The organism is Levilactobacillus brevis, assembly GCA_021383565.1.
GTDB classification, from domain to species: domain Bacteria; phylum Bacillota; class Bacilli; order Lactobacillales; family Lactobacillaceae; genus Levilactobacillus; species Levilactobacillus brevis_B.
The window spans coordinates 2,031,915-2,044,346 of sequence record CP079699.1 but is presented as its reverse complement, the minus strand read 5'-3'; the positions used below and the strand labels follow the sequence as shown (position 1 = coordinate 2,044,346).

Below are 12,432 nucleotides of genomic sequence, written 5' to 3'. Positions count from 1 at the left end.
CGTTCGGGTTTCTCTCTCTAATCACTACTAAAAGAGCTTAACATCATTTTTAAACGATTGCAATCACGAATTAGAAATTAATTTATAAATATAAAGTTCGTAAATAAAAAAGCAGTGGCGCCAACAGCACCACTACTTTGATCGGATGAGTTCTAAAGGTTTAGTCTGGATCGGCCAACGACTTGCCGTTAGCCGTGGTTTTAAAGCCCGCAAAGGCGTCGTCGATGGTGTGATAGTCGGCAGAGCTGAGCGTTACGTCTAATGACTGGGCGTTAGCCTCAACCTGACTGGCTCGCTTGGCACCGGGGATGACGACACTGACCAGTGGATTTTGCATATACCACGCCAACACGGTCTGTGCCACGGTGGCGTGATGGGCTGCCGCAATCGGTTTAACCTGGGCAAGGGCCTTGAGTGCTTGTCCGTACCGGGGTTCCTGGAAATCGCTGATCTGGCTGCGAATATCGTCGGCAGGGAAGGTGACGTCTTGATCGTACTTTCCGGTTAATAGGCCCGAAGCCAGCGGGAAGTAGGGAACAAAGCTAATCTGATGGTCACGTAGATATGGCATCAGGTCGGCCTCGTGATCCCGGTGAAGCAGGCTGAATTCGTCTTCGACGACGTCCACGTAGCCGTCAGCGTTGGCTTCCTTAACCTGATCGAGGCTAAAGTTGGAAACACCGATGGCTCGAATCTTTCCCTGTTCGCGCAGGCGTTGGAGGGCACCCACGGCTTCGGCCTTAGGCGTTTGCTTATCTGGGAAATGAATGTAGTAGATGTCGAGATAATCCGTGTTTAACCGTTTTAAGCTGGCCTCGACTTGCTGGGTCAGGAAGGCCGGATCGTTGTTAATCACCTGTTCACCGGTCGAGAAGTCCTGAGCGCCCTTGGTGGCGAGAGCAAAACTGTGGCGGTCGAAGTCGTGCATGGCTTGGCCCACCAGTTCTTCGGAATGGCCCAACCCATAGACAAAGGCCGTGTCCAGTAGCTGGATGCCGTGGTTCAGCCCGGCCTTGACCAGATTGATCCCGTCTTCGTCCTTCAAATTAGGAAAGAGGTTGTACCCACCGACCGCGTTCGTCCCTAGGCCTAAGGGTGTGGCGACAACGTCCGTCTTGCCAATTTTTACGTTTGTGTGTGTCATCATTTACCTCCTAATATAGATCGTGGAACCGGATTCAATTACGCTTCCATTATACTGGATTTTGCCGGAAATCGGGGGCAAAAAACGGTAAAGTTTGCCAGTCGACTATCGGTAGACGGCGACTTTCTGGTACACTGGGAGGCAAAGAAAAAAGGAGCGAAATCAACAATGACAACTTATTTAGTGATTGGCGCCAATCCGCTGGGACGAAGCGTGGCGCAACGTTTGCTGGACCAGGCGGCGGGCCCCGTCCGTTTACTACATGCCCCGGATGAAGCGATTCCCGCTGCGTTAGCGGCACAGGTTACGGAACTGACCGGGGATTTGACGCAGGAGGCCACCTATCAAGCGGCCTTGCAGGATCAACCGGTTATCTTTTCGGCGTTGACGGGGATGGATGTTGACTTAGCCTTTGAGGCCTTGTTTGACGCCCAATATCACCAGCGCCTGGTGTTAACACGTTTCGTGATGTTGAGTACCGCGGGGGTCGATCACGAGGTCACGGGGGATTTGGACTATCCCGAGATTACCGATGTTAAGGAGTATTTGAACCAGCAGCGGTATGCGGCAAAATTAGTCGATGAAGCGGAATTTCCCTACACCATTCTGCGCCCGGTAACGCTAGCAGATGCACCAGCGACGACGCCACGGATTATTGCCGAGGGAGCAGCCGTCCCTGCAGGTCGTGTTTCACGTGAAACAGTCGCCACCGTTGCGGCCCAAATTCTAGTCAACGGGGGTTATGACTATCAATCCCTAGCGATTTGCTAAAATCTTGGGCAAAGATTACCGTTTGCCCGTAAATTATTGCCTGTTGTCAGCAATTGTTTGTTAGAATAGGGACAGTGGGGTGAAGGCATTGGCATTAAATATAGACGATCAGCAACTACAAGCGATTCGAGAACGGATGGATGAAGCGAACCAGCGCGCCCACTTCGTTATTTTTCAATCCATTGAGAAACGAACGGGTAAGGTCCTGCGGTTGATTACGGATATCGAGAGTTTCCGGGCCATTCAGGAGCAACACGCCGCCGATTCCGATATGACAATCATTCAAGACATTGTGCCGATCTCTGACGCGCTTGCACGGTGGGCGATTGCGGAAAATATGGCCGCGCAGCAGACCAATAATGAATCCGTTTTGGCCGATCTGGAATACTATACCAACGAAGTTTTAAAGGAAAACAAACAAGCCGTTAATCCACCGGATGACGACGAAAATTAAGTGGCTTAACGTTTACGTTAGGCTGCTTTTTTATTGGCAAATTTGTAAGGCGTTTCGTGGTCAGTTTTGCCGACCAACTGGTAAAATTAAGGTAGTTTCAGGGGAGTAACATTTGAGGAGGGATTTATGATGCGACAAGGAAAATGGCGTCACGTAGGCCTATTAGTTGCGGTATTGGCTTTAGTCACGGGGATGGGCGCCCTACCGGCACAGGCGAAGTCGACGAATAAGACCGTTACGTTCGGTCAGTTGACGAATAAAAATACCCACCGCTTAGCGGCCATTCGGCAGGCGGCGCGGCAGCAGATCTTAAAGCAGACCAAGGCTAAGAGTAGTAAGGTCACGGCCGTGTATAAGGTGAAATTACCGACGCACATGACCAAGAAGGCGACGTTGACGCCTAAAGGGTTGCGGATGAATTTATTAGCGAATTCGTTTAAGGTTAAACAGATTACGATTCCGTACACCCAACTGAAGGGGAAGGTCCTGAACCGCTACTTGCCTAAGGCTAACCGGACCAAGAGTGTTAAGACCACCAAAATGGTGGCGTTGACCTTTGATGATGGGCCGGACAAGACCTTGACGCTACGATTGTTGAAGACGTTGAAGAAATATAAGGTACACGCGACCTTCTTTGAAACGGGACAAAATGTCAGCCGCTATCCAAAGATTTCGCGGGCCGTTGTTGCTGGGGGTAACGAAATTGGCAATCATTCCTGGAACCATCCCAACTTCAATAGCATTGGAACGGCTAAGACGGTCAACCAAGTCACGCGGACGAACCGGACAATTTATCAGGCTACGGGTATCCTACCACAGTACGTGCGGCCACCTTATGGCAATATCACTGCGGCCGAGGGTCGGGCGATTGAACAGCCAATCGTGCGGTGGTCCGTGGATTCACGTGACTGGGCTTACCTGAACAAGAACAAAGATATCAATGAAGTGATGAAGGATACACGCGGTGGTGATATTATTTTGATGCATGATATCCACTCGCAGTCTGTCGCTGCGGCACCGACGATTATCAAACGACTCAAGGCGAAGGGCTACAAGCTGGTCACGGTCAGTCAATTGCTGAACTATCAGGCGTTGCCGGGTCTACAGTATTTCGGGGCGCACGACTACCGCACGGCCGGTAAATAACGATCAAAAAACGATTGGTTCCACGCGTCTATCGCAGAATCAATCGTTTTATTTAGGCTAAAAATTCTTGCGCAAGTTTTTGGTAAACGTGCTGGACGTGAATGAATTGATCGAGGTCCACAAACTCATTGGTGGCATGGGCTTCGCTCCACTCGCCCGCTCCGTAGACGATGACGGGGAAGTCATTCGTCGATTTGGTGAACTCAGAGGCGTCGGTGGCGCCATGAATGACTTGTAATTGCGTCTCCCGATCGAACTCTTGGTCGGCAATGCGCTTGGTTAACTGGACCAGTGGGGAGTCTTGCCGACTAATGATGGGTTTGAAGCTATAGTCGACGTGTAAGGCCAGGTGCTGGTCCTTTTCGGTATTGAGCCGGTCGACAATTTCGTTGAGCCGTTTGATGACGGCGGCGTTGTCGAACTCTGGAATCGGACGAATGTTGCCTTGGAGTTCGGCCTTGGCGGGGATGCTGTTGACCTGTTCGCCACCGTTAAAGACCGTCACGCTGTGAACCAGTGGCCCGAGTTCTGGGCTAACCGGTGCGTCGTCGAAGGCTGTGGCCTCGGCCGCGATGTATTTCGCTAAATTCGTGACGGCGTTGATGCCCTTCTCCGGCATTGAACTGTGGGCGCCCCGTCCTTGGGAATAAACGTGGTAGTTCAGCGATCCGTTGTGGGCGTAAACAATGTTTCCTCCCGTCGGTTCACCGATGACCATCGCGCTCAGATCGTCGGCCAAACCTTGTTCGGTCAACATCCGCGACCCCATGGCCCCATTTTCTTCGCCCACCGTACCGATAAACCGGAGACGGCCGTTCAGTGGTGTTTTTTGGTCGGCCAACGTGAGGAAGGTAATGACCATTCCGGCTAGGCCGCTCTTCATGTCGGCGCTACCACGGCCGTAAAGTTTGCCGTCTTCAATGTGCGCGGCGAAGGGATCGAATTGCCAATCGTCAGGGTCACCGGTCGCCACCGTGTCTAAATGGCCAGACAACGAGAAGACCTTGTCACTCGATGGATTGCCAATCTCTGCGACGAGGTTGCTGCGTCCCTGGGCATAAGGAATCTGTTTCGCGCTAATGCCGTGAGCGTTGAAGAGTTTTTGAATGTAGTCGGCTACCGCGGCTTCATTACCATTGACGGAATTAATTTGAATTAAATGCTGGAGAATCTGAATCTTTTCGCTATCTTCCATAAGGTAAACAACTCGCTTTCTCATTGATTTCTAATCATGATATTAGTGTAGCACGGTCTGTTTCGGATGGCGACTAATCTGTGGGAAAGAGGTCCAATACAATAAAATTTGTAGCAAACATATGTTCGCTTTTGCTTAAATCTATGCTAGAATATAATCAAGTTAAGATGACCCGTTGGTTTAAAAAGAAAGCGTCGCTTTTGTTGTCAGCGGTTGAACGATGGACATGATGCCGCTCATGGCGGATACGATGAGTGAGCAGTGAAGTCAGAGATAATAGGAGGTTGGCAGAGTGAGCCTACAATTTATTCTGGGAAGTGCGGGGCAGGACCATCGAACCCCCATGGTGACGGCCATGGCGCAACAAGTCACGGCACAGCCCACGGACCAATGTTATTACATAGTTCCCAATCATATTAAGTTTGAAACGGAAGTGGATGTGCTCGCGGCATTGAAGGACCAGATTGCGCCGGACCAGGCGTTGTTTGCCCAGACGCGGGTTCAGATCTTTTCGTTTACGCGGTTAGCCTGGTTCTTCATGAAGAATGAACCCATTTATCAGGTCCCACGGATTTCGACGGCGGGATTAAATATGCTGATTTATCAAATTGTTCAGAGCCATGCCGATGAATTGACGATCTTTCGGGGTGAGGTGGATCGGCCGGGGTTCGTCAGTCAATTAACGGCACAATTGGCGGAATTGAAGGTCGGTCAGGTGACGGCCGCCGATCTGATGACGGCAATTGATAAATTATCCACGACGAACGCGGATCTCCAAGCCAAGCTTCACGATCTCATGGTGATTTACGATGCCTTTGAGCAGCAAATGTTAGGCAAATACGTCGAAAATACGGACCTGCTGAATCAGTTGGCGGATTTCTTAATCAGCAAGGTGGATTTGAGCCACGCCCATTTTTATCTTGAGGGTTTCTCGCAATTAAGTGCGCAGGAACGTAAATTAACGGCCGCACTCATTGAACGTGCAGCCAGCGTTACGGTCGCCTTGAACTTGGATAAGGGTTACCCCCAAGACTTGCCCGAGGCCACCAGTCTCTTCTTCCAGTCGGGTAAGCTCTACCATCAGCTGTATAGTATTGCGCGCGCAGCATCAGTACCAGTGCTGACCGACCAACGAACCCAGCAGCCGCGGGTGACCGCCGATTTGGTTGCGCTGGATGAGTTTTGGCAAGCCTCGAATACCATGAGTCCGCAACCACAACCCGTAGACCAAGTGCCGACGGCGATCCAAGTCGTCCAGGCCACCAATCGGTACGTGGAGGTTTCTCGGGTGGCGACTCAGATTCGCCAGTTGGTCGCCAGTGGTCAATATCGTTATCAAGATTTTCTGGTGATGGCGCGGCATCTGGACCACTATCAGACGGTGATTGATCCCATCTTTAAGGCCCAAGAGATTCCGTATTTTGATGATGCGGATGTTCAGATGGCCGACCATCCCTTTGTGGAATTAATCAATGCACTCTTCGACGTTGACCGACGGAATTATCGTTATGCCGATGTCTTCCGTGTCTTAAAGTCGGAGTTGCTACTACCACGGGATGCGGCGGGTGAACCGATGGCGTTGCCCGCCTACCGACAGGCACTCGCGTTGACCGAGAATTTCGTCTTAAAGAATGGCTTTGAGGGGCAGCACTGGTGGACCCAAAAAGACGACTGGGTTTATCTGCGCTTTTCGGCCGGAGATGACGAGGTTCAAACGACGCACAATGACCAGATGTCTCAGCAGATTAATACGATTCGTCGCTTCGTGAAAGATACCTTGCCGCCATTCTTTGCCCGGTTGAAGGCGGCCAAGACGTATACGGACGCGGCGACAGTACTCTATCAGTTCCTCGATCACGCGGGGGTGAGTGCGCAGCTGATGGCTTGGCGTGATCAAGCCATCGCGGATGGTGACTTGATGCGTGCCGGCCAACCGGAACAGACGTGGGCCACTTTCTGTCAGATGTTAGACGAATGTCACAGCATCTTGGGCCCGATGGCCTTTAAGCAGCCAGACTTTCAGGCATTGCTACAGTCTGGCTTCGAAGGAGCTAAGTTCAGTCAGATTCCATCCACGCTCGACCAGGTGACGATTACCGAAAGTGGTATTGTACAGGCCAACAATCGCAAGGTGACCTTCCTGATGGGAGCCACGGCCGATGAGATGCCCGATGATCAGATACCGACGAGCTTGTTAGCCGACAACGATCGCCACGACCTTAGCGAGCAGCTTCAGACCGTGGATGAGGATAGTTACTTGCGAGACGATGCCGCGACCCAACTGGCGGGCGAGCCGTACCTCAACTACCTGGCCTTTTTGAGTGGTAGTGAGCGCTTGATCTTCAGTTATCCGGCCACGAGCGACGACAACCACAATGGCTTGCAAATTTCACCCTACGTTGAACGGATTCGGCAGCATTTTAACTTGCCAATTATTCAGGCGGCAGCCACGCCCGCGGCCGAGGATACGGATATCCTACCGTTTGTCGGAACACGGCGGACAACTCTCCGGCATCTGGTTCAGGCGAGTCACGACGGCCAGTTACGGGAAGTTGCGCTGTCAAAGCCGTGGCAGTATGTTTGGCAAATGCTCCGGCGAGATCCAAACTATAGTCGCTTAACCCAGCGGCTGATGGGCAGTTTATCCTACAAGAACGTGCCGACGAAGTTGACGAAGGACACGGTTATTCAGCTATACGGGCGTAAGATCAGTACGTCCATTTCAAAGCTAGAGGAGTACTATGCCAATCCGTACGCCTATTTCTTGAAGTATGGCCTGCGGCTACAGGAACGGGAGGTCTTTGACCTGACGCCGGCTAGCACCGGGGAATTCTTCCACGCCACGCTAGAGGGGTTGATGAATCAGGTAAAGGCTGAGCATTTGGACCTGGCCGAATTTGACGATCAGCAATTACAAGAACTCACGGATGACGCGGTTAAACGGGTGCTGGACCCGACGGTTAATCCGCAATTTGCGATTCTGGAGCGGTCGGCACGGATGCGATATATCCGCGCACAACTGATTAAGACGATGCGCCAGATGGCCAAGACTTTGCGCGAACAGAGCGGTCGGACCCATTTGCGGCCCAAACAAATGGAATTGAAGTTTGGACTGGGAGACCCGAACGGCTTAGAACCATTGTCGTTTGATCTCGGCGACCAGCACAAGGTGACGGTTCGTGGCCAGATTGACCGGTTGGATGCCTTGCAGCTCAAGGACAGCCCGAAGGCCTACCTGGGCATCGTGGATTACAAGAGTTCTGAACATAAATTCAGTTATCAAGACGCCTATTATGGTCAAGCCATGCAGATGCTGACGTACTTGGACGCGGTTAAGAAAAACCTGCCGGAGTTGTTGGCCGATTCACAGGTGGATGTCCAGCAAGCCGAATTGGCGGGAGCCGTGTACCTGCATTTACAAAATCCAATTCTGCGGGCAGCGGACGTCTTGGACGATGACCCCATGCTGGCGCTTTTAAAGGCAGAACAGTACCAGGGGCTGTTGCTCGACGACCCCGACTTACTGGAGAACTTAGACTCTCTCTTTGCCTCACCAGATTATCACGGCAGTTCCCTTCTTTTCCGTGGTTTACGGCGCGGTGTTAAGGGCAATTACACCTCGTATAGCAAGATGCTGGTGAATCCGACCGAATTGGATCTCCTGCTTCAGCATACGGAAGGATTGATTAAGCGAGCGGCTAACGAAATCTTTGATGGTAAGGTTGATTTGGCACCAACACGGGAGCAGAACAAGACCGCCTTACAGTATTCGCCGTACAAGTCGATCATGCAGTTTGACCCCTTATTGACCGAAAATAACTATCGGGATTTACCACCGCTGAAGAAGGATGATGTTATGACGCGGATCAAAAACGAGTTAGCAAAGGAGGACCCTAATGAGCGCAAAATTTAGTTTTACCCCTAGCCAAGACCAGGCGATTCATGATTCTGGCCATAATCTATTGGTATCGGCCTCGGCCGGTTCCGGAAAGACCCGGGTGCTGGTGCAGCGCGTGATTGAGAAGCTTAAGGCTGGCACAGGCATTGATGAAGTGTTGATTGTGACCTTTACCAAGGCCGCGGCCGCTGAAATGCGCGATCGGATTCAAACCGCCTTACGGCAGGAGTTAGCGGCTAGTCAGGGTGATAGTGAGCGACAGCAATTTTACTTGCGGCAACTCAATCAATTACCGGTTGCCGACATCAGTACGCTCGATGCCTTTTGTTTGCGGATTCTCCAGCATTATTACTACGTGATTGACTTTGATCCGGTCTTCCGGTTACTAGCCGATGAAACGGAGAATGGCTTACTCCGTGATGAGGTGTGGGCGGACGTCCGCGAAGAGCTCTACGCGGCGGGAGAACAGGCTCCGGCTAAGGGGGCCCTCTTGGCCGCGGGTGAACCCAGCCTGTTTGCGCAATTAACGGAAAACTTTTCGGGTGACCGGGGGGATGACGGCTTAGCCGAGTTGGTTCAGCGGACCAATACGTTTGCCAACGCCACGGCCGATCCCGAGGGCTGGCTGGATGGCCTAACCGCACCCTATCAACTGGACAGTCTCAATTTGACCGACACAACGTTTTATCATGAGCAACTCCAACCCTTGTTCACGGAACAGCTTCAGCAGATTAAGGCGGATTTAACCAGTGCCCAGCAACTAGCTGAGCAGGCCAATCTCACCAAGCAATTTGACCATCTTCAACCCATTTTGAGCGACTTAAATGCCGTTCTTGACTGTGTGGACCATGGTAGCTGGAATGCGCTTAGAGCGGCCGTCAGTGACTTTAACTGGGGGCGGATGCCTAGCATTCGAAAAACGAATGAAGACTATCCCGTCTACAATCGCTTGAAGACCACGTACTACGATCCGGCGCGGAAGCAAATGGCGGCCTTACAGAAGGGATATCTCATCCAGCCCGAAGACTTGGCGGTGACCACCATCAAGAAGTCCGGCGCACTCGTGGGTGAATTAGCGCGTGTGGTTAAGGTCTTCCGCCAGGCATATGCTGCTGAAAAGCAACGGCGTCACGTCTTAGATTTTGCCGACGTGGAGCATGCGGCGTTGGCAATTCTGACGCGTGACACGGACCAATCGCGGCAGGTAGCGGCTCAGTTACGGCAACAGTATGCCGAGATTATGGTCGATGAATATCAGGATACCAACGGGCTGCAGGAGGCCATCTTAACGGCGATTGCCCAACCGGCTCCAACCGGGAATCTGTTCATGGTGGGGGATGTTAAACAATCCATTTACCGCTTCCGGCAGGCCGACCCCACGCTGTTTATGAATAAGACCGACCGCTATACGGCCGATCAGCAGGCCGGTAAGCTCATCGTTTTGGCCGATAATTTCCGATCCATGAAAAATGTCGATGATTTTACCAACTTGATCTTTAAACAACTGATGGACCGTCAGCTGGGTGAGATTGATTATACCGGTGCCGCGCAGCTCAAGTTTGGTGCGACGTATTACCCCGAAGACGTGAAGAGTAAGGCTGAACTGCTGGTCTACCTGAGTGATGACGCCGACGCGACTGATTCGGACCAGCCCGATTCAGACCAGGAGGCCATGGACGAAAAATTTCAGGTCGACAACAAGCATCAAGGGGAAGTCCTGGTTGCGGGGCAGAAAATTCAGCAATTGATTGCGGCGAAGACACCGATCTATGACCGGGATGCCCATGAAGTTCGCCCCATGCAGTACGGGGACATTACACTACTGACGCCCACGCGAACTAATAATCTGATTATCACGGATGAGCTACGGCGACTTGGAATTCCCGTGGTTGTGAATGACGCCCAGAGTTACTTTAAGACGACCGAAATTCAGATTATGATGGCACTCTTGAAGATTATTGATAATCCCTATCAGGATATTCCGTTGGCCGCAGTATTGCGTTCGCCCATTGTGGGGTTGAATGAAAATCAGTTGGCGGCGTTACGGATCAATCAGCGAACGGGCGACTATTATCAAGCCCTGCTGCATTTCCAGCAGCGTTATGCGGCCGATAGTGCCAGTGATTTCCAGCAGGAACTCGCCGATAAGGTTAATCACTTTTTGGAACAGCTGACTACCTTCAGAGACATTGCGCGCCAGAATCAATTGGTGACGCTGATCTGGCGCATTTACCAGGACACGGGTTTCTTGGACTATGTCGGGGGGATGCCAGCCGGTGAGCAGCGTCAGGCCAATCTGCATGCCTTGTACGAGCGGGCCCAAGGCTATGAACACAGTAGTTTCAAAGGGCTCTTCCAGTTTGTTCGCTTCGTGGAGCGGCTGCAGGAGCGGGACGATGACTTAGCTGGTGCACCGGTACAGGCGGCCGAAAATGTCGTTTCAGTGATGACCATTCACGGAAGCAAGGGTTTGGAATTTCCCGTCGTCTTTCTGATGGATGCCTCGCGCCAATTCAACCGGCAGGACCAACAGGGAAGTTACGTCATGAGCGGCAAGCAGGGTATCGGGATTGATTACCTAGATGCCGCTAGTCGGATTAAGGCGCCGAGTCTGCAGAAATTGGTGACGGCGCAGGCCATTTCCCGGGCGAGTCTTGCCGAAGAAATGCGAAAACTGTACGTTGCCCTGACGCGCGCGGAATCTCAGATCTATATTGTGGGCTCACACAAGACGCAAGAAGAGGCGCTGAGCACCTGGCAACAGGCCTTTCAAAGCCCTGATCTAGTTCTAAACGCCACCTTACGCGAAAAGTCTACGGCGGCCAATTACCTGGATTGGGTGGGGATGTGCTTGGTTCGTGACGCGAAGTTTAAGGTGGACGACCAACCGATGGGAGACGCCTTACCGGCTTTGGCCGGTGATCCCGCAAACTTTGAGGTTCAGTTCGTGACGACCGCTGATTTGGGCGCCATTACGACCACCCAGGAGGCAACGGCCGACTGGCTTGAGGCCAATCAGCCGGCGACGCCGATGACGCCGGCCACCGACAGTGACGTGGCGACACTTCATCAGATTATGGACTTCCAATATCCTCATCAGGCGGCCACACAGACCACGGCCTATCAATCCGTTTCGGAAGCCAAGCGACTATTTGAGGATCCAGATAACGCCGCTATTGGCGAATATCAACCGGTGGGAAATGGCCAACACGGGAATCGGTTTGTCACCCACGATTTTGCGCGACCGGAATTCTTGCAAACCGTGCGGGCGCCGTTGCCCACTGAAATTGGAACGGCCACGCATCTGGTGCTCCAACAACTGGATGTGACCGTACCGCCGACTTTGACAGCCATCCAAGCCGTCATTGACCGATTGGTAACTAACCAAGTCTTGACGAGTGCGGTGGCACAACAGGTCCGGGCCGATCTGATCCTTCAATTCTTTGCCACGCCGCTGGGGCAGCAAATCCTAGCGCACCCGACGCAACTTCATCGGGAAGTGCCGTTCTCGTTACTGATGCCGGCCAAGAGCCTCTTTCAGGACTTCAAGGAAGCCGACTCGCAGGTGTTGGTCCACGGGATTGTGGATGGCTATTTGCAAACGACGGCGGGGATCATTCTGTTCGATTACAAGACCGATCACGTGAATGCCCAAGCGGTGGCGCAAAGCACCGCGAAGATTGTGGACCGGTACAGCGGTCAGGTGAACCTGTATGCCGCCGCCTTAAGCCAGATGACCGGCCAACCGGTAACGGCGCAGTATCTCTATCTCTTAACGACGGGTAACCTGGTTGCCGTGCCGGCACGACCATTAAAAATGTAAT

General features: G+C 52.3%; 7 protein-coding genes. 5 read left to right on the top strand and 2 right to left on the bottom strand.

The features are described from left to right. Nucleotides 1–160 precede the first annotated feature (160 nt). Complete coding sequence (locus tag KB236_09495; GenBank protein UIF28761.1) at nt 161–1,144, bottom strand: aldo/keto reductase; 984 nt, start codon at nt 1,142–1,144, stop codon at nt 161–163. A gap of 168 nt (nt 1,145–1,312) precedes the next feature. On the opposite strand from KB236_09495, the gene KB236_09490 reads away from it, so the two are divergent. From KB236_09490 to KB236_09480, 3 genes are all read left to right on the top strand, one after another. Then, a complete protein-coding gene (locus KB236_09490) occupies nt 1,313–1,915 on the top strand; it encodes an SDR family oxidoreductase (GenBank protein ID UIF28760.1) in 603 nt (200 codons plus the stop codon). Nucleotides 1,916–2,003: 88 nt separating this feature from the next. Beyond that, nucleotides 2,004–2,369, top strand: coding sequence for a hypothetical protein (locus KB236_09485; protein ID UIF28759.1), 366 nt, complete (start codon nt 2,004–2,006; stop codon nt 2,367–2,369). Nucleotides 2,370–2,495: 126 nt separating this feature from the next. Continuing rightward, nucleotides 2,496–3,515, top strand: coding sequence for a polysaccharide deacetylase family protein (locus KB236_09480; protein ID UIF28758.1), 1,020 nt, complete (start codon nt 2,496–2,498; stop codon nt 3,513–3,515). 52 nt (nt 3,516–3,567) lie between these two features. On the opposite strand, the gene KB236_09475 is transcribed toward KB236_09480, so the two are convergent. Then, complete coding sequence (locus tag KB236_09475; protein UIF28757.1) at nt 3,568–4,710, bottom strand: ArgE/DapE family deacylase; 1,143 nt, start codon at nt 4,708–4,710, stop codon at nt 3,568–3,570. 292 nt (nt 4,711–5,002) lie between these two features. On the opposite strand from KB236_09475, the gene KB236_09470 reads away from it, so the two are divergent. Next, nucleotides 5,003–8,623, top strand: coding sequence for a PD-(D/E)XK nuclease family protein (locus tag KB236_09470; protein ID UIF28756.1), 3,621 nt, complete (start codon nt 5,003–5,005; stop codon nt 8,621–8,623). Further along, a complete protein-coding gene (gene addA, locus KB236_09465) occupies nt 8,607–12,431 on the top strand; it encodes a helicase-exonuclease AddAB subunit AddA (protein UIF28755.1) in 3,825 nt (1,274 codons plus the stop codon). Before KB236_09470 ends, addA begins: the two co-directional genes overlap by 17 nt. The last annotated feature ends 1 nt before the right edge of the window (nt 12,432 follow it).

Bases quoted from the DNA above. Each gene is read 5' to 3' on its own strand.
- addA (UIF28755.1), top strand. From the start codon at position 8,607: ATGAGCGCAAAATTTAGTTTTACCCCTAGCCAAGACCAGGCGATTCAT.
- KB236_09480 (UIF28758.1), top strand. From the start codon at position 2,496: ATGATGCGACAAGGAAAATGGCGTCACGTAGGCCTATTAGTTGCGGTA.
- KB236_09490 (UIF28760.1), top strand. From the start codon at position 1,313: ATGACAACTTATTTAGTGATTGGCGCCAATCCGCTGGGACGAAGCGTG.
- KB236_09475 (UIF28757.1), bottom strand. From the start codon at position 4,710: ATGGAAGATAGCGAAAAGATTCAGATTCTCCAGCATTTAATTCAAATT.
- KB236_09495 (UIF28761.1), bottom strand. From the start codon at position 1,144: ATGACACACACAAACGTAAAAATTGGCAAGACGGACGTTGTCGCCACA.